We start from the raw sequence: 21,140 nt of genomic DNA, 5'->3' as shown, positions 1-21,140 counted from the left end.
TCTTTGGGATCAAATTGTTACAGAATGATTAGCACAGAAACCAAGACAAGATTAGAACATTATTTTCAGCCATTTCGACAAAACATTATTGGAATTGACCAGGAGTTTGAAACGCCTTTTGGAAAAAAGAAAATTATCTATACGGATTGGACTGCCAGCGGGAGATTGTACCGACCAATTGAAGAAAAATTAATGAATGAATTTGGTCCTTTTGTGGCCAACACACATACTGAAACCACCATTTCAGGAACAGCCATGACGATGGCATACCACGAAGCAAAGCATATTATAAAACGTCATGTGAATGCTAATGAAAATGATGTTTTAATCAATACAGGAACTGGAATGACAGGCGTTGTGAATAAGTTTCAACGTATTCTTGGACTTAAAGTGCCTGAAAATCTTAAAGAATTTATCGCCATTCCAAAGGAATTAAAACCAGTAGTTTTCATTTCGCATATGGAACATCATTCCAATCAAACTTCGTGGTTAGAAACGATTGCTGATGTTGTTATTCTTCCTGCCAACGAGGAAGGGTTATTTTGTCTTGAAGAATTTAAAAAATCACTCGAAAAATATAAAGACCGAAGTTTTAAAATAGCCTCAATTACTTCCTGTTCAAATGTTACTGGAATTAGAACTCCTTATCACGAAGTAGCCAAAATTATGCATCAGAATAATGGTGTTTGCTTTGTTGATTTTGCCTGCTCCGGACCTTATGTAGCTATTGATATGCATCCTGATGATGAGAGTTATTTAGATGCTATTTTCTTTTCACCACATAAGTTTTTGGGTGGACCAGGAACTTCGGGAGTTTTGATCTTCAATAAAAACTTATATCATAATAATGTTCCAGATTGCCCAGGTGGCGGAACTGTAAGCTGGACGAATCCTTGGGGTGAACACAAATATATCGACAACATTGAAGATAGAGAAGACGGCGGAACTCCAGGTTTTCTACAGGTTATAAAAACAGCTCTTGCGATTCAGTTGAAAGAACAAATGGGTGTAAAAAACATTCTTGACAGAGAACACGAAATCGTTGATTATATTTTTTCAAAATTGAACAACATTGACAATATTCATATTTTGGCCAATCAGCATCAGGAAAGGTTAGGAGTGATTTCTTTTTATATTGATGACCTGCATTTCAATTTGGGTGTAAAAATACTGAATGATAAATTCGGAATTCAAACACGTGGTGGATGCAGTTGTGCCGGAACATACGGACATTATCTTCTGCATGTTGACCAGGAAACATCACATGATTTGGTTTGCCAGATTACTTCAGGAGATTTGATTAAAAAACCAGGATGGATTAGAATGTCTATTCATCCAACAACAACTTCAGAAGAAATTCAAATGGTTTGCGAAAGCATTAAGGCATTGGCACAAAATCATCTGGAATGGTCAAAGGATTATCAATACGATTCGGTGACGAATGAATTTGCACACAATAAAGCATTGAATCAGGAAAAAGAAATGGTAAAAGGCTGGTTCAAATTCTAATCCCGATAGCTATCGGGAGCCAACTGCTACTGCCGACTGAACACTATTTCTTCTTGTGTTTCCATCGTTTGTGCGTCCATAAATAAAATTCCGGCGCCTCATGGATTTGCTTTTCTACTCTTCTTAAAAAATCTTCCGAGATTTCATAGTTAGGAACCTCTTTCGGATTGTCAGCCATAAGTTCAAACGTAGCTTCATAGTAACCACGCTTTACCTTTTTGTTTCTTAGAAAAATAACATTCATGTCAAAACGTTTTGCAAGCATTTCGGCACCAGTATGAACAGGCGTTTCGATGCCCATAAACGGCGCCCAATGATAAGCTTTACTCGCCTGAGGCGATTGATCACTGGCTAAACCATACACACTCATATGATTGGTTTTATAATTTCTTTCAATAGTTGGAATCGTTTCCCTTGTATTAAGAAGCGTTGCGTTGAACTTCGAACGAATGTCTTTTATTAATTTGTCAAAATACTTATTGTTGATTTTTTTATAAATTCCGAAACCCTCAAAAGTGATATGATAATTCATAGAAACCGCCCATTCATAAGAAGCATAATGAGCACAAAGCAAAGCAATGCTTTTTCCTTTTTTTTCTAAATCAAGATATAAATCCAAATTGGTAAACTTAAAACGCTTTTCCATTTCCTTGCGGGAAATATTCATTGTTTTAATCATTTCCAGAAACATATCGCACATATGGCTGTAGAATTTCCGCTCCACAGTTAGTCGTTCTTTCACCGTTAAATGAGGCAATGCCATGGCAATGTTTTCACGCACTACTTTTTTGCGATAGCCAAAAATGGTATATACCAAAAAGCAGACAAAATCAGAGAATATGTAAAGCAATCGAAATGGAAGTATTGAAATCAGCCAAATGATAGGGTAGACAAGAATATAAAGAATCAGCTGCATGTAGTGTAATTTTATGCAAATATAAAGTTTAAAGTTATTTTAATCGTTTCTATTTAACAATTGCTAAAAAGTATTATTATTTTTACACTGTACGAAGAATAAAAATATTTCAAATAATGGTCAACATTTTTTTATTAGCCTTAATAGCGGCTAATGTTCTTATAAGTATGAAGGGATTCAGTGACGAATCTTTTTTTAGAAAATACCAATTTCATGTCGGAAGCATTCGCGCGGGAGAACAATTACGGATGATTTCATCTGGTTTTCTACATGCTGATATTATACATTTGGCTTTCAATATGCTGACACTGTATTTCTTTGCACCTTATGTTTATGGCGGATTAGGAAACTTTTCCTTTCTGCTGATTTATTTCGCCAGCTTGACTTTTGGAAGTTTGCTAACCATGGTTTTTCACGGAAATGAATACAGTTATAGTGCTGTTGGAGCTTCGGGTGCGGTGATGGGAATTATATATTCTGCGATTTTATTATATCCCGATATGACTATCGGTATTTACGGCATTATACCGATGCCGGGTTATATTTTCGGAATCGTATATTTATTGTATTCTATCTACGGAATGAAGTCGAGAAGAGATAATATTGGGCATACAGCGCACTTTGGTGGTGCAATAGGTGGTTATGCGATTACGTTGTTAAAAGATCCGGCGCTTCTGCACGAAAATACTTTTATCGTTATTCTTTTAGCAGTGCCCATCATCATTCTTTTTGTCATGGCAAAAATGGGGAAACTATAACTGGCATAACTTTTGAAAAACAGAACAACAACCAATAAAAAAAATATTATGAAGAAAGCAGTTTTATTTATAGCAATCTTTTTTGCTATAGCAGCACAAGCACAAGAGCAAAGACCTCAGGTGCCACAAATTTCAGTTACAGGTGAAGGAAAAGTAAAAATAGTTCCGGACCAGGCAGTTGTCACCGTTGGTTTTCAGAATACTGGGAAAGATGCAAAAGAAGTAAAAAACCTGAATGATGAAGTAGTAGACAAAGTGATTAAGTTTTTAAAAAACAGCGGCATTCCGGCAACGGATTATAAAACCACTAACGTAAGCTTATACAAAAGCTATGATTACGACAAAAAGAAATATAATTTCCAGGCCAGTCAGTCATTAAGCATTACGCTAAAAGATTTAAAGAAGTATGATGAAATCATGATGGGATTGAATGATGCCGGTGTAAACAGTATTAGTGGAGTTGAATTCAAATCTTCTAAAATAGAAGAGTACGAAAGAGATGCGAGAAAAAAAGCGATTCTGGATGCAAAACAAAAAGCACAGGATTATGTTTCAGTTCTTGGTCAGAAAATCGGAAAAGCATTGTTGATTACGGATAACTCTCAAAGTTATATTCCACAGCCAATGTACAAAGGAAATATGATGGCGATGGCTGCCAGTGATGGTGCACAAAGAGAAACATTAGCTGTTGGCGAATTAGAAATAAATACAAACGTAAGCGTAACTTTTGCGTTAGAATAAAAAAACAAACATAATTTTAAACATAAAAACTCTTCGGGAAACTGGAGAGTTTTTTTTATGATTTGTATAATCTTTCTAAATTTTATCCTTTTAAAGATCATCGTATGGATATAAATGAATAACTTCGATGAAGATTTTCAAAAAGATATCCAGTTCGAATCAAAAATAAAATCCTTCTCGAACTTATATAATTATAACAGTTTTGGATATAAGAATAATAATAAAGATTGATGACCTTTTAAAAGGCAAACGAGCTGGTAATACGGAAGAGCTCTCGGCAAAGCTGGATATATCTGTCAGGTCAGTCTATAATTATATAACTTTTATGAAAGCAGAACTGAATGCTCCAATAATATATGACACCAATAGTAGGATTTACTTCTACGATAGAGAATGCGAGCTAAATTTCAAAGGATAGTTCAGGGTAACGACTTCATATAATTTATTCATATAAAAGCAATTTATATGAAAAAAACTTTAAAAATAATTACAGTTGCATTGTTTGGTTTATTGATTTCATGTAATTCAAAAACCAGGAAAAAAACTCTTGATAATACTGTTCCTAACATTTCACCAACTGCAGATTGTAACTTAAAAGACGGAAAATATTCCGCAACGATTCATTGCTACAAAACCGCAACGCATTATCCAAAAACACAGACTCTTGATGTTGATGTAAAAGATTGCGAAATAATAAAAATCTATTTGCCAAACAATAAATGCTTAGAAGCTAATCAGCTATTCAATGCGAGCATTGATGAAAATGGTATCGCAGTTATCGATGATGATGATGGCAGAACTTTTGAAGTGGCGATATATAAGAGTAGTTTAGCGCCTTGACTTTCTTCAAAATTATTTCAATAGAGAGGATTAACTTCGTTGATCCTGCAGAGCTACGCTTTCCACGACAGGATTAACTTCGTCCTCCTGAGTAAGGTTCCCTTACTCAAACAAAAAACCCAAAACATTTATAAAAGTAAACTTTTAACAGAAACAGGATTTTGCTACGCAACATCCTGCAGAGCTACGCTCTGAAAATACATCAAACAAAAAAACGCTCAAGTAAACTTGGCGTTTTTTCTTTTTGATGTATTTATTCGTGGGGAGAGCAGGATTCGAACCTGCGAAGTTCACACAGCAGATTTACAGTCTGCCCTCGTTGGCCGCTTGAGTATCTCCCCTTTCGCGGTTGCAAATATAAAAACACTTTTCAGCTTCACAAATAAAAAAATGACTAATTCTAAAACCTTTTTCCAACGTTTTGGTTATAAGTAAAATAAAAAAATCTCCCGAAGGAGATTTTTTCTATATAATGCTGAATCAGTATTATTTTATGCTTAAAAGCGCTTTGATTTTTGATTTCAATTCATCACCTCTTAAATCTACAGCAACAACTTTTCCTGAAAAATCCAACAAAAAGGTAGTTGGAATTTGAATCACTCCATATTGCAATGCAATTGGATCTTTCATTTCTTTCAGGTTGGAAACCTGCGTCCAGATTAATTTATCTTCAGCAATTGCATCTTTCCAATCTGCAGCATCTTCATCAAGAGAAACACTGATAATGTTCAATCCTTTATTGTGAAACTCATTGTAAATGGCTACAACATTTGGATTTTCCTGTCTGCAGGGTGAACACCAGGATGCCCAAAAATCAATTAAAGTGGCTTTCCCCAGGCTTTCTTTTAAAGAAACAACTTTACCGTTGGGTGTTGGCGCTTTAAAGTCGGGAGCAATGCTTCCTTCAGTAACTAGTTTGTTACTGCTGGTGCTGGTGGAGCTACTGGCGCTGGCTTTTTTTTTAATTCATCAAGATTTGTCTTAATGGCTTTACCTGGTTTTGTTTTTTTCAATGGTTCATCAAGTGAATTGTAAAGTCCATCAATATCATTTGCGTATTTAGGATTGTTGGACATCATTTGAATAATCAAAACGCTGATAAATGATTTTGGGTGCGCTTTTGGGTAACCGAAAGTGTAAGCTTCCATATTTTTTTGCGCCTCTTCCTGAATAGGAGCATATTCTGCATTTAGTCTTTTTGCAATTGCAGTATCTCTTGTTTTTTGTACTTCCTCTATAAGTGCTTTATTTTTAGCTTCAAATTCTTTTGATTTTTTTTGTGTCTTTTGGCTAATTTTATAAGACTCTTCATTGAATTTAGTAAACTCTTCATTGCTGTAAGTTCCGCCTACTTTAGATTTGAAAAGGCTGTCTTTGTCAACAGTAACTTGAATTTCTCCACCTTCAAGGACTAAAGGAACTCTGCCTTCCAGTTTATCAATATGAAGAAAATGGATTTCAGGTTCTGCAGTTTTTCCTTTGATTTCAAATTTTCCATCAACAATTTTTACAGTATCGACAGCTTGTGGTGGCATGCCCATTTGACCTTGTTTTTCTAAGAAAACTAAACCAGTTTTCATTCCTTTTACAGTTCCTGTAATTTCATATTCACCTTCACCTAAATTCTTGCATGAAAACAGAACTACGGCAACAGCTACTAAAAGAATTATTTTTTTCATTTTTTTGTTTTAAATTTTTTAACGAATGCAAATGTATCTAATTTGCTTATTTTATAATTAGTTATTTAACTTTTTTTTGATTTATTTTTTTGTTGATGGACACTCAAATTTTGTGCAATTCACAGTTGTTTGTTTGATGCCGCTCATTCCTTTTTCAACATTGATGAGATTGTGAATTCCTCTCGATTTTAATATGGATGCCATAATCACAGAGCGATAACCACCAGCGCAATGCAGGTAGAAATCAGCACCTTTTGGAACGCTTTGAAAGTTCTCATTAACGTTGTCCAAAGGAAGATTGATTGCATTTTCAACATGTTCTGCCTCATATTCTCCAGGCTTTCTTGCGTCAACAACGATGCTTTTTGAATTTAATTCGCCGGCAAATTCTTCAGGAGAAATAGAGTGGATGCTATCCGTTTCGAAACCTGCTTTTTCCCAGGCATCGATACCATCTTTCAGATAACCCAAAACATGGTCAAAACCAACACGTGATAATCTGGTGATAGTTTCTTCTTCTCTTCCTTCCGGAATGACAAGTAACAGTTTTTGGTTAACATCGCGCAGCATTGAACCAACCCAAGGCGCAAAATTCCCCTGAATGCCAATAAATATTGAATTCGGAATATGTGCTTTTACAAAATCATTTTCATGTCTGACATCCAAAACCACAATATCACCCTGATTGGCAACGGCTTCAAATTCTCTTGGTGAAAGTCCGATATTGCTTTTTTCAATAATGCTGTCCAAACTGTCGTATCCTTTGATATTCATCATCACATTTTGTGGAAAATATGCTGGTGGAAGGCCTAGACCGTCTAACAATTCTTTGGTAAATTCTTCTTTAGTCATATCAGAACGCAACGCATAATTCGTTCTTTTTTGGTTGCCCAAAGTATCGGTAGTTTCTTTACTCATATTTTTACCACAAGCACTTCCTGCACCATGACTTGGATACACTATCAAATCATCACCCAAAGGCATGATTTTGTTACGCAGCGAATCAAAAAGATAACCCGCCAATTTTTCCTGAGTTAAATCATCAGTCATGGCCTGAGCCAAATCGGGGCGACCAACATCACCAATAAATAAGGTGTCGCCAGTAATGATTCCGTGATGTTTCCCATTTTCATCAATAAGAAGATAGCAGGTGCTTTCCAATGTGTGTCCCGGAGTATGCATCGCTTTGACAGTATAATTGCCTACTTTGAATTCTTGGTTGTCGGTAGCGATTATAGCTTTAAATTCAGGATTTGCCGTAGGGCCATAAACAATTTCTCCGCCGCTTTTACGAGCCAAATCTAAATGTCCCGAAACGAAATCTGCATGAAAATGCGTTTCGAAAATGTATTTAATCTTGGCATTATCTTTCGTGGCTCTGTCCAAATAAGGTTGTACTTCGCGCAACGGATCAAAGATTGCGGCTTCGCCATTGCTTTCAAGATAATAAGCAGCCTGAGCAATGCATCCGGTATATATTTGTTCGATTTTCATATCAAAAAATTTTAAGCAAAATTAATGTATAGTGCAAAAGTAAGCAATGAATTTAGAATACTTTATGAAAAAACTCCTTATAGAGAATTAAGAGAGACATAAGTAAAACAAAAATACCGAAAATCTTTTTCAGATGTTTTTCATTAATAAACTGCTGAATATAAAGTCCGATAAAAATCCCAACAATAGAAATAGCAGTAAACACCAGCAGAAAATTCCAATCGATAACCGTGTTTTGGATATCACCGATAAAACCTATCAACGAATTAATCGTGATAATCAGCAATGAAGTTCCAATCGCTTTTTTCATTGGCAGTTTGGCAAATTTCAATAAAGCCGGAATAATCAAAAATCCGCCACCGGCACCAATCAATCCTATCAAAATACCAACAAAAAACAATTGGATAATCACAATTGCAAGCGATTTTTTTGTGTTATCTACAAGTTCATCTTCCTTGTTTTTCTTTAGCATTGAATACGCTGCCATAAACATAACAACAGCAAACAGCAGCATTAAAAAAGTCGCTTTTGATAATTTAAGCGAACCAAAATAAAACACCACATCAGGTATAGCCGGAAGAATAAATTTTCGGGTTAAATAGACACCAATCAACGAAGGAATGGCAAACTGCAATGCCGTTTTTGGAACTACGAGACCTTTTCGAAAGTTTTGAATTGTGCCGAAACCAGATGTTGTTCCAACGATAAATAAAGAATAAGCGGTAGCGATTATAGGATTATAACTTAGGATATAAACCAAAGTAGGAACCGTTAATATGGAACCGCCGCCACCGGTAATTCCCAGTATTACGCCAATAAGTAATGCGCCAAAATATCCTAAAACTTCCAAGCTTGTAAAATTAGTGATGTAAAAATAGTGTAATTGTATTAAAAATGCATTGTTGTTTTTTTAGAATTAGTTTATAAATCTGACATTTTTAAAGGTTTTTCCTTATTAAATCGCTTTTAACTCCTATTTATAGTTAATTCAGTTGGGTAATTATGTTTTTACTTTCTCTTATAAATATATTTGCTTACCACAATTTAAGAATGATGTTTAAAAAATTACTGCTCCTTTTGGCGCTTACTTCTTTTTCGGTAAGCAATGCCCAAATTGTTATTAACGAATTAGATGCAAATACTCCTTCTACAGATGTTAAGGAATTTATTGAGTTAAAAACACCCGCACCTTTTACGGCACTTGATGGTTATGTCCTGGTTCTCTTTAACGGAAGTTCATCAGGATTAACAGACATAAGTTATTATGCTGTCGATTTAGATGGTTTAATTACCGATGGTAACGGCAATATACTTTTGGCGAATGGACTTGTAAGTCCTTCGGGTTCTTTTACAATTCCAGACGGGATGGTCCAAAATGGTCCTGATGCAGCTGCAATTTACTTAGGGAATGCAGATGATTTTCCAATAAATACTCCGGCAACAACAACTAACTTAATCAATGCGTTAGTATATTCCAACAGTGCAACTACTACTGCAACAGCCTTGATGACTGCTTTAAATGTGACAGTAAGTTACAATGAAAATGCGAATGCGCATGCTGATACAGAATCCATCCAAAGAAAAGCTGATGGAACGTACGAAGTAAAAGCGCCAACTCCAAGAGTAAATAACGATGGTTCCGGAATTATTTATAACGGAATCACAACCACTTTTAGCCCGGCAACTACGATTTCCGAAGGACAAAGCATAACGATTACTTTCACAACAGACATTGCTGTGACTTCTGATTTGAATTTCTCGGTAGCACTAAATAATGCTTCGTTTAATTCATCTGATTTTACTGGAAATCTAAATATTACTATTCCATCAGGAACGTCGACAGCTTCGACAGTAATTCAACTTTTGAATGACGGTGTTAATGATGGTGACGAAGAAATGAAAGTTACCATTGGAACGGTGCCTTCTACTTATATCATACTCAATAATAACAATATCATTAGAGTTGTTGACATCAACTTTTTTACATTGCCTTTTGGTACGCCTGCAAATCCAACCTATGGAAATGTTTCAAGTACTGCGCCAGCAGGTTACTATGATTCATTGGAAGGAAAATCGGGTGCAACTTTAAAACAAGCCATTCAGGATATTATTGCCAATCCATCTGTAGTGCGTGCGCATACGTATGGCGATATTATAAACATATTAAAGACAGCCGATCAGAATCCTCTGAACAGCAATCAGGTTTGGTTAATCTATACGGAACAACCTCGTTCAAAAGCCGATTATCAAACAGGAAGCAGCATCATTGGAAAATGGAACAGAGAACACATTTATTGTCAGTCAAGAGGGAATTATGGCGATTTATATAATTTGCCTCCGGATGGAATCAATGTTTGGTCTGCAACAGGACCGGATGATATTGGCGCCGGACTTTCGGATGCCCATCATTTGAGAGCGGTTGATGGTCAGGAAAATTCTTCGAGAAACAACAGGAATTACGGTGTTGATTATAACGGACCAGTAGCTACGCCAACCACCACCTGGAAAGGTGATGTTGCCCGTGCGTGTTTCTATATGGCGGTTCGATACAACGGATTGAATGTTGTGAGTGGCAATCCGAATGAAAATATTATTGGACAAATTGGTGATTTAACTACGCTGTTGGCATGGAATCATTCTGACCCAAAAGATGATTTTGAAATGAACAGAAACAACTACATCTATACGTGGCAGGTAAACCGAAATCCATTTATTGATTATCCGGATTTAGTGGATTATGTTTTTGGAGCCAATGTTGGTCAGGCTTGGTTTGCGGCTTTGGCAACGAATACTTTTGATGTTACTAAAGTTGTGCTATATCCAAATCCTGCGAAAGATAATATTACCATTTCCGGCGTTACAACTGATGCTAAAATTGAAGTGTTTTCAACTCTTGGACAAAAAGTCTTTGAGCAAAATTTTGCAGGAGAAACAAGTCTGCATCTTAACCTTACTTCGGGAATTTATTTGGCAAAAATAACTGCGGATTCTAAAACGATAACAAAAAAACTTGTCATCGAATAAACTATTCTTTGGGCGCTTTCGTAATTTCCTGTATTTTATTCGAATTAATAGGCTTTGAAAAGTGACCTTTAATTTTAGGAAACGCTTTGGCTTTCTCTTTGTCTTCGTGAGAAATCGAAGAACTTACAATATAAATATCGGTTTTATCAATGTGCAGTTTGCTCATTTCTTTCAGGAAATCCCAACCATCCATAACGGGCATTTCCAAATCAAGAAGAATTATTTCGGGCAGGTTTTTATCCAAATCCAAAGCAAAATAATCTAAAGCTTCCTTACCATTTTTAAAAAACATAACGTCGTGTCCGGCTTTTGAATTGCCAATAATCTTATTTATCAAAAACTGATAAATAAGATCGTCGTCTATTATGCAGATTAATTTACTCATTTGAAATAGATTATAAATGTCGTTCCTTCACCCAGTTTGCTTTCGACTTTAATAGTTCCTCCCATGGCATCAATCTGATTTTTGACAAGGAATAATCCAATGCCTTTTGAATCAGGATTGTCATTGAATGTTTTGTACATGCCAAAAAGCTTTTCGCCATTTTTCTTTAAGTCGATGCCAATTCCATTATCCTGAATTTTCAATGATTTTGTTTCCTCATCAAATGAAATGATTATTTCAGGTTTTCTGTCTTTGTGACTATAGCGAATAGCATTTGAAATAAGGTTAAAAAGGATGCTTTCAAGATATGCCGTATTGTAATTGATTTCGATGGTTTTAGGGACCAGGTTCTGGATATTTGCTTGCTGTTTGGCAATTTGCTGGCTCAGGATTGTCTTTGTTTTTTCGATATACTTACAAAGATTCAGATGTTCGGTATTTAGAGTGATATTTGTCCGTATGCTGACAACTTCATTTAAGTTGGACATGGTTTCATTAAGCGAATCAGAAACTTTCTTCAATAAATCAATCATTTCATCGCGTTCTTCCTTGGTTTCAGCGTCTTCCAGGAAATCAGAAATAGTCTGAATATTACTGGTGTGCGATCTAAGATTATGAGAAACGATATAGGAGAAATTCAACAGTCGTTTATTTTGGTCTGAAACCAATTCGAATGATTGTTTCAACTCTTCTTCGGCACGTTTTTTATCAGTGATGTCTTCAATGATGGCAATATTGCTTGCTTTCTCATCCGATTTCCATAGTTTGGAAACAATCAGATTTACCCAAATTGTTCTGCCCGATTTATGGAGATACCTTTTCTCTAAAGCAAATTCCTGAACGCTGCCATCTTTGAGTTTATTCATGCAATTGATATTTTCTTCTAAATCATCAGGATGCGTAATCTTCTGGAAATTGTAATTGGTCAGTTCTTCTTCATCATAACCAACAATTCTGCAAAACTCGCTGTTTACAGCAATAAAATCTCCTTTTTCACTGTCAACTTTAGCAATTCCCAAAGGTGCCTGTTCGAATAGGATTCTGAATTCTGTTTCGCTGTCGTATATTTTTTTGGCCTGCTGATAAACCTTTTTTTGCAGCTTGGCTGGTTTTTTCATAATTGAAACCACCCAAAGCGCACAGATTAGAGAAAACAAAAAGCCCAAAATGCCCGAAGTGAAGATTTGGTAAAATGCGCCGTTTTTTTCACGTGCTATTAAATAGAGTTTCCAATCTCCATCCGGAATGGTAACTGTTTGGAAATACTGATTTGAAAATTCTTTTTTGTTAGCCAGAAAAAACTCTTCCTTATTGGTAGCCGGATTAACTTTTGAAAACTGAAAATAATACTTCGAATCATCGATTGATTCAATCCCGGAAGCCTTTATTAAAGTTTCTAATTTGATGATTACTGCGGAGAATCCCCAGAACTTATTTTCTTTAAAAACAGGCAGCCTTCCAACCACGCCAATTCCGCCCTGCTTTAATTCAAGTGGCCCGGCAAAATAGATTAGTTTTGACTGAATGGATTTCAGTGCTTCCTGTCTTACTTTCGGGCTGTGCAATATGTCATATCCAATTGCCGATTTATTCACTTCCTTCGGATAGACATATCTGATAACACCGTTAGGAACAAGTTGTACAGCATCAATCGATGGATTAGAATCGAGCAACTGAGCTGCAATTTTATCAAAATTCTCAGGTTCACCTTTATCATTTACAGTCATTGCAACCGTAAGGGTAGTGGCATAACTGTTTTTAAGAATCTGCTCAAAATTTTGTCGCACCACATTAAGGATGTTCGACATTTCACGATGCTGATTTTCTTTAACAGCATCACATTTTGATTTAACAAAAAAGCACACAAATACAAACACCAAAAGAAAAACTAAAGCTCCGGAAGTATTAGGTCTCGTTAAAAACCATTTTGAAAGTTTTGTCCAATTTCTCTTGAAACTCATCTAAAGTTGGGTTGTGTTTTTTAATAAATGAAATAAAGTTATTAAAGTTACAGAAAATACCAGCAAGGAATGAAGTATTTTTCTATTTTCCGATACAGAAGTTCGCAAAAATATTACCCAAAAGTTCATCATTAGTAACTTCACCGGTGATTTCACCAAAGTAATACAACGCTTGTTTGATATCGATTGCCATTAAATCGGAAGACAGGTTTGACTGCAGGCCAAACTTCACTTTTTGGATTTCTTCCAATGCTTTTAAAAGTGAATCATAATGCCGCGTGTTGGTCACAATCGTTTCATTATTACGCAAAGCACCTGTATTTACGAACGACAATAGTTGGTTTTTCAAATCTTCGATACCAGATTTTTGTTTGGCTGAAAGTAAAGTCAGATTAGAGATGGCAGATTGCAGATTATCAGCATCTGATTTAGATAATAAATCGGCTTTGTTGCCAAGAATGATTAATGGTTTTAAAGGAAACTGATTTTTTATTTTTTCAATTTCAGAAATATTTGTTTTTAAACTGCCGTCTGCTTTCTGCAAACTGCTGTCTAATAAATAAATAACCACCTGTGCCTGTTCAATTTTTTCAAATGTTTTTTTGATGCCGATGCTTTCGACTATATCTTTTGTTTCGCGAATTCCGGCTGTGTCAATAAATCTAAAACCAATGCCTCCGATAACCAATTCATCTTCAATCGTATCACGCGTCGTTCCGGCAATTTCAGAAACTATGGCTCTTTCTTCATTTAATAAAGCATTCAGCAAAGTTGATTTCCCAACATTTGGTTCACCTACAATCGCTACCGGAATTCCATTTTTGATGACATTTCCAACAGCAAACGAATCGATTAAACGTTTTAAAACAAATTCTATTCGCGTTAGCAATTCATTAAACTGAGTTCTATCGGCAAACTCTACATCTTCTTCTGCAAAGTCTAATTCGAGTTCGATAAGCGAAGCAAAATTCAGAAGCTCTTCTCTTAGTTTGGCTATCTCATTTGAGAAACCGCCACGCATTTGCTGCATCGCAATTTGATGGCTCGCTTCATTATCAGAAGAAATCAAATCGGCAACTGCTTCGGCTTGTGACAAATCCAGTTTTCCGTTTAAAAATGCTCTTAATGTGAATTCACCAGCCTGCGCCATTCGGCAGCCTTTTCGCAATAACAATTGAATAATCTGTTGCTGTATATAGGTAGAACCGTGACAGGATATTTCAACAACATCTTCGCCGGTATAGGAATGCGGATTTTTGAATATCGAAAGCAACACCTGGTCAAATACTTTTTCATCATCAACTATATGGCCAAGATGAATCGTATGTGTTTTTTGTTGTGATACAGATTTCCCTGAAACTGATTGGAAAACTTGTTCTGCAATAGTCAAAGCTTCGTTACCCGAAAGCCGGATAACAGCAATGGCACCAGCACCCGAAGGTGACGCTAAGGCAACAATAGTTTCTTGTGAAATCATTTCTGGAATTTTTGTCAAAGATAGTAAAACACAACGTGAGTTAGGATGATTTCGATTTATCGAAATTACTCCTTAATATAGTACTGATTATTAATGGTTTTTTTTAGAGGCTTTGGAGCTTTGTATATATGGTAAAAAATGCTCTGTATTTTTATGAAATTATCGATTTCTTACAAGTTTATAAGTAAATACTACATTTTTTTTTGTTGTAATAATTAATTATATCGATAAAGTGTTAAAAAAACCGATTAAATGCTTTTTAACCATTGAATAACAATTAGTTAATATCTTTTTCTTGTAATTAGTTTTTTTAGTATTAAGTTTGAGGCTGTAAAAAAATTAATTAGTTATGAAAAGAACCTCTACTATTTTGAGATCGACCGAGTTTTTAGCCGCTATGTTTAGCCTAAACTCAATTAAAAAAACTAAAACATTACTAGCATTATTTGCCTTCTTTTTGATAGGAAGTAATGTGAGTTTTGGACAGACATATTTTGATATGTCTTCTGCGAATTATTCACAAGCGTTTACCGGATTTTCAACAGCTTATCCGACAAACATGAATGGTCTTGCTGTAAACACTGGTAGTTACCCTACTGCAACAACGGTTTCAGCAGCATCCAACGGTACTCTAGGAACGGTGGGCTCGAGTTCAGCTGTAGGTTATGATTCCGCCAGTTCAACCAAACTAGTTTTACTAACAAGTGGAGCAACAGATAACACTGGAGCTGTAGCTTGTGATTTAAATCTTAATTTCTCAGGAAGAACTGCAGGAACCCTTAGTTTCGATTATTCTTTAGTCTTCAATACATCAGTAACGGTGGGTCGTGCATCTTCCTTACTTGTATACGCTTCCGCAGATGGAGGGACAAACTGGACTACTTTGACAGGACCATACACTGTTTATAATACAACTGGTAATTCTACGGCAAACGTAGCCGTTAGCAGTATTGCTTTGCCATCAAGTTTTAATGGTGCGGCTAACTGTAAGTTACGATTCTATGAATATAATGGCGGTACTGTAATTGGAAGTCCTAGTGGAAGCCGTCCAAGAATAGGTGTAGATAACATTGCTGTTACTTCAACTTCTGCTGGAACAACTGCTCCAACTTTAACTGCAGCGGCAGGTGCTACTGTTGATGCTCCTTTTGATGTTACCTTTACAGATGCCGGAGGTTGGGCTGCTGCCATTACCGGTGTTACGGTAGGAGGAACAGCATTAACTGCGGGCTATACTGTAGGTTCAAATAAAATTACATTCACTCCTTCTGCTTCTGTGCCAGCCGGTTTATTGCAATCAAGTGGTACAAAAACAATATCAGTTTCTGCCGCAACTTTTTCGCCTTCAAGTGTTTCACAGGTGATAGGCGTGGGAGCTGCAAATAAATTAGCGATGAATACCCAACCAGCGGCTCCGGCAACAAATGGAGCTGTGTTGGCAACACAACCTAAAGTTAATATTGTCGATCAATATGGAAATACAACTGCAAGTACGGCTTCTATTACTGCTGCTGTAGGTGCGGGGACATGGACTTTAGGAGGTACAACTAGTGTAGCTGCCGTTGCCGGTCTTACAACTTATAGCGGTTTAACTGCAACAAGTGCAGCTTCTGTAACTGGTGCAACTATAGCTTTTACCAGTTCTGGTTTAACAGGAGTAACTTCGGGAACATTCAATATTCCGTCACCACCACCAGTTAACGATTTGTGTGCCAACGCTACAGTGCTTACTGTTAATGGAGGAACTTCTGGAGGAACTATGGTTCTTTCTACTAATACAGCTAACAGTTTAACTTATGCTTCTAGTAATAATGATGTTTGGTTTAAGTTTACCCCACTTGCAACAGGAAGCCATACAATATCGCTTACTTTTACCCTGGCTACAAACAGAGATATGGATTTTGATGTCTTTGCCGGTGCTTCGTGTCCTACGTCCGGGGCAGCAGTAACAGGTTATACAGCACATGGTGCCGCTTCTGTTACAACAGAAACGGTAACAAATACATTTACCTTTGGTACTACTTATTATATAAGAGCAATTGATTTTGGATCAAATAACGGTGGTGCTTTCAATATTGGCATTACAGGCCCGGTTGCTGCTACTATAACAGGAACTGCAACAGCAACGGCGTTTACAACAACTTATGGTACTGCTTCAACTCAACAAAGTTTTGCGGTATCAGGAACTGGTTTAAGTGCTAACCTGATAGCAACTGCACCAACAGGTTTTGAGGTTTCTTCTGATGGAACAACTTATGGTACAACAGCTACTTTCACACAAACTAGTGGAAGCGCAAGTGGTACATTAAGAATTCGTTTGAAAGCTAACGCTGCTGTGACAGGTTCTTATAATTCACAAAATATAGTTTTGAGTTCAACAGGTGCTACTTCTGCAAATATTACAACTGCAGCTTCAGGTAATACCGTTACGGCGAAAGCTTTAACAGTTACTGCTGACAATAGAACAAAAGCATATAATACGGTATTAACTTTAGGTACTTTAGCATTTAGTACAAATGGTTTGGCAAATAGCGAAACTGTTGGTGGTGTTACATTAAGCGCTGGTGGAGCTGCTTCTACAGCTTCAACTCCAGTAGGAACTTATCCTATTGTTGCAAGTGCTGCTACCGGAGGTACTTTTACAGCAAGTAATTATACGATTACTTATGTAGATGGCGTATTGACAATAACACAAGCGAGTCAAACTATAACTGCATTAACTACACCGTTAACAAAAGTTTACGGAGATGGTACATATAGTATAGCAACAACTTCTACTTCAGGACTTGCCGTAGCGTATGGAAGTTCAGATTCATCTATTGCATCTGTTGCATCAGACGGAACAGTTACGATTCATTTACCTGGTGGGCCAGTTACACTAACGGCTTCACAAGCAGGTGATTCAAATTATACTGCAGCAACTAATGTTACACAAGTGCTTACAGTTAATCCTAAAAATTTAACAATTACCGGAGTTTCTGCAGTTAGCAAAAATTATGATGGAAATGCAGATGCTACTTTAACAGGTACTCCTTCGTTAGTAGGAATTGTAGGTTCAGATGTTGTTTCAGTAACTGGAACAGCTACTGCTACTTTCAATGATGCTACTGTTGGTACTAATAAACCAGTAACAGTTTTAGGATACACATTAAATGGTGCCAATGCATCTTATTATACATTAACTCAGCCAACTTTAAGTGCTGATATTATTGCTACGACACCAACTATTTTTACAACTGGTACTTTGTCAGCAGTTACTACAGTTTATGGAACTGCCAGTTCAGCAACAACTTTTAGCGTAAGCGCTCAATCACTTACTGAAGGTGTGCTTATCACAGCTCCTGCCGGATTCCAGGTTTCATCTGATGATAGCACTTATGCTGGTTCTGTAACGGTTGGAACAACCGGAAATTTAGCAAGTACAACAATTTATGTTCGTTTAGCAGCAACAACTGCTGTAGGAACTTATTCCGGAGATGTAACTTTGACCAGTAGTGGTGCGGTAAGTAAAACGGTAGCTACGGTTAGTAGTTCTGTTTCACAAAAACCATTAACAATTACAGGACTTACAGGTGTTGATAAAACATACGATGGTTCGGCTACAGCTACAGTAACAGGAACAGCTTCTTTAGTAGGAGTTGTAGGTTCAGATGATGTTTCATTATCAGGAACACCTTCTTACTCTTTTGCAGATGCTAATGCTTCTGCTATAGCCAAACCAATTACGGTATTAGGATATACTTTAAATGGTACTGCAGCTGGTAATTATTCGGTTTCACAACCAACAGGTTTAACAGCTTTCATCAATAAAGCCAATCAAACGATTGCTGCAATTTCAGCATCTGAAACAAGAACTTTTGGTGACCCTACTTATAGTGTGGCTACAACTGCAACTTCAGGTTTGACTGTAACTTATTTGAGTTCAAATACTGCTTTTGCTACAGTATCAACTAATGGTACAGTTACAATTGTTGGAGCAGGTTCAACAACAATTACAGCTTCTCAGGCAGGAAATGGAAATTATAATCCTGCTGCTGATGTTACTCAGGCTTTAACAATCAATAAAGCAAGTCAATCGCTTACTGCTTTGACTACACCGGTAAATAAAACTTTTGGAGATGCGGCATATAGTGCGTCTTCAACTGCAAGTTCAGGTTTAATAGTTTCTTATTCAAGTGATACTCCGGCTGTTGCTACAGTAGCTTCTAATGGTTTAGTTACTATAGTTGGTGTTGGTTCAGCAATCATTACTGCTTCACAAGGTGGAAATGCTAATTATGATGCAGCGACAAGTGTAACACAACAGTTGAATGTGGCTCAGGCTTCTCAAACAATAACGTTTGGTGCGCTTGCTAATAAAACGACTTCAGATGCAGCATTCAATTTAACAGCTACAGCTTCATCTGGTTTAACAGTTTCTTATGCAAGTTCTAATCCTGCAGTAGCAACTGTAAGTGGAAATACTGTTACCATTGTTGGTGCAGGAACTACTACAATTACAGCTTCTCAGGCAGGTAATACAAATTATAGTGCGGCTACAAGTGTAAATCAAACTTTAACAGTACTTGCTGTTATTTCTAAATGGACTTTTGATGGAATTACTGTAAGTGGTAGTGCTTCTGCATCACCTAACATTACAGCTGGTAGTGCAGTAGCGGATTTAGGATTGCAAACTACGGGTAGTTTGTTCAGTGCAGTTCATGCTAGTTCTGCTACTCCATGGACAACACCTTCAGGAAATGCAACAGCAAAATCTATAACAGCTTCAAACTGGGCTATTGGTGATTACTGGCAGTTTAAAGTTAATTCGAGTAATTATCACAGCTTAGGGCTGACTTTTGATACTACAGGAAGTAATACAGGTCCTAATGCGTTTAAAGTTCAATACAGTACAAATGGAACTTCTTTTACAGATTTACCAAGTGGAGGTTATTCAATTACTAATGACTCTTGGAGTGCTACAGGTAGCCCAAAAGCGGTTTCTGTTAGAACTTTTGATTTGAGCGCATTAACAACTTTGGCTAATAAATCGGCTATTTATATCAGACTTGTTGGTAATAGTACTACTGCTATTAGTGGAACTTTTGGTTCAGGTGGTACAAACAGAGTCGATGGCTTTACAGTTACAGGTACACCATGTGATGGTGCAGCGGCTACAGTTACTGCAGGTGGTGCTACAACTTTCTGCCAAGGCGGAAGTGTAACATTAACTGCTAGTGCAGGAGCAAGTTACTTATGGTCAAATGGCGAAACTACACAAGCTATTTCAGCTACAGCTACAGGAAGCTATTCAGTTACTGTAACAAGTGCTAATGGTTGTTCAGCGGTTTCTTCTGCTACAGCGGTAACAGTTAATCAGCCAACTTCTTCAAGCGAAACAGTTAGTGCATGTGATACTTACACATGGTCAGTAAATGGAACTACTTATACATCAAGTGGAACTTATACTTCAGTAGGTACGAATGCTGCAGGTTGTACAGATACTAAAACTTTAGTATTGACTATCAACACTACTTCAGATCACGTTGTTCCGGTTACAGCTTGTGACACTTATACATGGTCAGTAAACGGAGCTACTTATACAACATCAGGAATCTACACCGGAACTACAACAAATTGTGTAACCGAAAAATTAGACCTGACTATTACGCCAAGCTCTACAACAGAGTATACGCAATCAGCTTGTGATTCTTATACCTGGTCTCTAAACGGACAGACATATACAGCTAGCGGTAATTATAATTTTGTTACCGGATGCCATACAGATGTGTTGCATTTAACTATTACACCAAGTTCAATTAACACAACTACTGTTTCGGTTTGTGATACTTATACCTGGTCAGTAAATGGACAAACTTATACAGCCTCAGGATTGTATACTGGAACTACAGCGAATTGTGTAACTCAGAAATTAGACTTGACTATTACGCCAAGTTCTACAACAGAATATACACAATCAGCTTGTGATTCATATACATGGTTTGGAACACCTTATACAACAAGTGGTGATTATACTCATGTAGTTGGATGTCATACAGATATTTTACATTTAACAGTTACACCGAGTTCAACAAATACAACTGAAGTAGAGGCTTGTGATAGCTATACTTGGGATGTTACCGGTTTAACTTATACAGATTCTGATGAGTATACAGCAACAGTTGGATGTGTAACAGAAACTTTATTGTTAACAATCAACAACAGTTCTTCAAACTCAGAATCAGCAACAGCTTGTGACACTTATACATGGCCGGTAAATGATGTGACTTATACTGAAAGTGGAACTTATACATCAACGAGTACTAATGCATCAGGATGTCCACATACAGAAACTTTGGTTTTAACTATTACACCAA

Annotated in this window: 14 protein-coding genes and 1 tRNA gene; 6 read left to right on the top strand and 9 right to left on the bottom strand. The window is 36.7% G+C overall.

All coding sequences use genetic code 11. The features are described from left to right. The first annotated feature begins 24 nt into the window (after positions 1-24). A complete protein-coding gene (locus ABIQ27_RS00085; RefSeq protein ID WP_348030889.1) occupies positions 25-1,509 on the top strand; it encodes an aminotransferase class V-fold PLP-dependent enzyme in 1,485 nt (494 codons plus the stop codon). Positions 1,510-1,552: 43 nt separating this feature from the next. Here ABIQ27_RS00085 and ABIQ27_RS00080 read toward each other — a convergent pair whose 3' ends face one another. Beyond that, positions 1,553-2,425 (bottom strand): lysophospholipid acyltransferase family protein, encoded by an 873-nt coding sequence (locus tag ABIQ27_RS00080; protein WP_348030887.1) that lies wholly within the window; start codon positions 2,423-2,425, stop codon positions 1,553-1,555. A gap of 116 nt (positions 2,426-2,541) precedes the next feature. On the opposite strand from ABIQ27_RS00080, the gene ABIQ27_RS00075 reads away from it, so the two are divergent. From ABIQ27_RS00075 to ABIQ27_RS00065, 3 genes are all read left to right on the top strand, one after another. Next, positions 2,542-3,183 (top strand): rhomboid family intramembrane serine protease, encoded by a 642-nt coding sequence (locus tag ABIQ27_RS00075; protein WP_348030885.1) that lies wholly within the window; start codon positions 2,542-2,544, stop codon positions 3,181-3,183. A 48-nt stretch (positions 3,184-3,231) separates the two neighbouring features. Then, entirely contained in the window at positions 3,232-3,924 is a 693-nt protein-coding gene (locus ABIQ27_RS00070) for an SIMPL domain-containing protein (RefSeq protein ID WP_348030881.1), read from the top strand. 465 nt (positions 3,925-4,389) lie between these two features. Then, on the top strand, positions 4,390-4,764 hold the full coding sequence (locus ABIQ27_RS00065; RefSeq protein ID WP_348030879.1) for a hypothetical protein: 375 nt from the start codon (positions 4,390-4,392) through the stop codon (positions 4,762-4,764). A gap of 260 nt (positions 4,765-5,024) precedes the next feature. Here ABIQ27_RS00065 and ABIQ27_RS00060 read toward each other — a convergent pair. The 5 genes from ABIQ27_RS00060 to ABIQ27_RS00040 all read right to left on the bottom strand — a co-directional run bounded on the left by ABIQ27_RS00060 (position 5,025) and on the right by ABIQ27_RS00040 (position 8,787). Beyond that, positions 5,025-5,105 (bottom strand) — tRNA-Tyr (locus tag ABIQ27_RS00060). A gap of 145 nt (positions 5,106-5,250) precedes the next feature. After that, entirely contained in the window at positions 5,251-5,661 is a 411-nt protein-coding gene (locus ABIQ27_RS00055; RefSeq protein WP_348030907.1) for a TlpA disulfide reductase family protein, read from the bottom strand. 14 nt (positions 5,662-5,675) lie between these two features. Further along, the gene (locus ABIQ27_RS00050) at positions 5,676-6,443 is read right to left on the bottom strand and encodes a DUF4369 domain-containing protein (protein ID WP_348030878.1); all 768 of its coding nucleotides are present in this window, start codon (positions 6,441-6,443) and stop codon (positions 5,676-5,678) included. Positions 6,444-6,524: 81 nt separating this feature from the next. Next, complete coding sequence (locus tag ABIQ27_RS00045; RefSeq protein WP_348030876.1) at positions 6,525-7,937, bottom strand: MBL fold metallo-hydrolase; 1,413 nt, start codon at positions 7,935-7,937, stop codon at positions 6,525-6,527. Between the two features lie 52 nt (positions 7,938-7,989). Further along, complete coding sequence (locus ABIQ27_RS00040) at positions 7,990-8,787, bottom strand: sulfite exporter TauE/SafE family protein (protein ID WP_348030874.1); 798 nt, start codon at positions 8,785-8,787, stop codon at positions 7,990-7,992. A gap of 200 nt (positions 8,788-8,987) precedes the next feature. Between ABIQ27_RS00040 and ABIQ27_RS00035 the strand changes: the two genes are divergently transcribed. Beyond that, positions 8,988-10,961, top strand: coding sequence for an endonuclease (locus ABIQ27_RS00035; RefSeq protein WP_348030872.1), 1,974 nt, complete (start codon positions 8,988-8,990; stop codon positions 10,959-10,961). A gap of 1 nt (position 10,962) precedes the next feature. Here the strand turns inward: ABIQ27_RS00035 and ABIQ27_RS00030 are convergent, their stop codons facing one another. The 3 genes from ABIQ27_RS00030 to mnmE all read right to left on the bottom strand — a co-directional run bounded on the left by ABIQ27_RS00030 (position 10,963) and on the right by mnmE (position 14,784). Next, positions 10,963-11,346, bottom strand: a complete 384-nt coding sequence (locus tag ABIQ27_RS00030) for a response regulator (protein WP_348030870.1) — start codon at positions 11,344-11,346, stop codon at positions 10,963-10,965. Continuing rightward, positions 11,343-13,307, bottom strand: a complete 1,965-nt coding sequence (locus tag ABIQ27_RS00025; protein ID WP_348030868.1) for a PAS domain S-box protein — start codon at positions 13,305-13,307, stop codon at positions 11,343-11,345. The genes ABIQ27_RS00030 and ABIQ27_RS00025 overlap by 4 nt, the downstream gene beginning before the upstream one ends. 82 nt (positions 13,308-13,389) lie before the next feature. Next, a complete protein-coding gene (gene mnmE / locus ABIQ27_RS00020; protein WP_348030866.1) occupies positions 13,390-14,784 on the bottom strand; it encodes a tRNA uridine-5-carboxymethylaminomethyl(34) synthesis GTPase MnmE in 1,395 nt (464 codons plus the stop codon). Positions 14,785-15,133: 349 nt separating this feature from the next. On the opposite strand from mnmE, the gene ABIQ27_RS00015 reads away from it, so the two are divergent. Next, positions 15,134-21,140, top strand: a 6,007-nt coding sequence (locus ABIQ27_RS00015; RefSeq protein WP_348030864.1) for a YDG domain-containing protein, incomplete at its 3' end; no start/stop codon positions are given.

The sequence above is a fragment of the Flavobacterium sp. genome, from assembly GCF_039916025.1.
Lineage (GTDB): Bacteria > Bacteroidota > Bacteroidia > Flavobacteriales > Flavobacteriaceae > Flavobacterium.
This window is presented reverse-complemented; position numbering and strand designations above follow the sequence as displayed.

What these genes read in the sequence shown, in the direction of transcription:
- ABIQ27_RS00085 (WP_348030889.1), top strand. Translation starts at nt 25, where the DNA reads ATGATTAGCACAGAAACCAAGACAAGATTAGAACATTATTTTCAGCCA.
- ABIQ27_RS00080 (WP_348030887.1), bottom strand. Translation starts at nt 2,425, where the DNA reads ATGCAGCTGATTCTTTATATTCTTGTCTACCCTATCATTTGGCTGATT.
- ABIQ27_RS00075 (WP_348030885.1), top strand. Translation starts at nt 2,542, where the DNA reads ATGGTCAACATTTTTTTATTAGCCTTAATAGCGGCTAATGTTCTTATA.
- ABIQ27_RS00070 (WP_348030881.1), top strand. Translation starts at nt 3,232, where the DNA reads ATGAAGAAAGCAGTTTTATTTATAGCAATCTTTTTTGCTATAGCAGCA.
- ABIQ27_RS00065 (WP_348030879.1), top strand. Translation starts at nt 4,390, where the DNA reads ATGAAAAAAACTTTAAAAATAATTACAGTTGCATTGTTTGGTTTATTG.
- ABIQ27_RS00050 (WP_348030878.1), bottom strand. Translation starts at nt 6,443, where the DNA reads ATGAAAAAAATAATTCTTTTAGTAGCTGTTGCCGTAGTTCTGTTTTCA.
- ABIQ27_RS00045 (WP_348030876.1), bottom strand. Translation starts at nt 7,937, where the DNA reads ATGAAAATCGAACAAATATATACCGGATGCATTGCTCAGGCTGCTTAT.
- ABIQ27_RS00035 (WP_348030872.1), top strand. Translation starts at nt 8,988, where the DNA reads ATGATGTTTAAAAAATTACTGCTCCTTTTGGCGCTTACTTCTTTTTCG.
- ABIQ27_RS00030 (WP_348030870.1), bottom strand. Translation starts at nt 11,346, where the DNA reads ATGAGTAAATTAATCTGCATAATAGACGACGATCTTATTTATCAGTTT.
- ABIQ27_RS00025 (WP_348030868.1), bottom strand. Translation starts at nt 13,307, where the DNA reads ATGAGTTTCAAGAGAAATTGGACAAAACTTTCAAAATGGTTTTTAACG.
- mnmE (WP_348030866.1), bottom strand. Translation starts at nt 14,784, where the DNA reads ATGATTTCACAAGAAACTATTGTTGCCTTAGCGTCACCTTCGGGTGCT.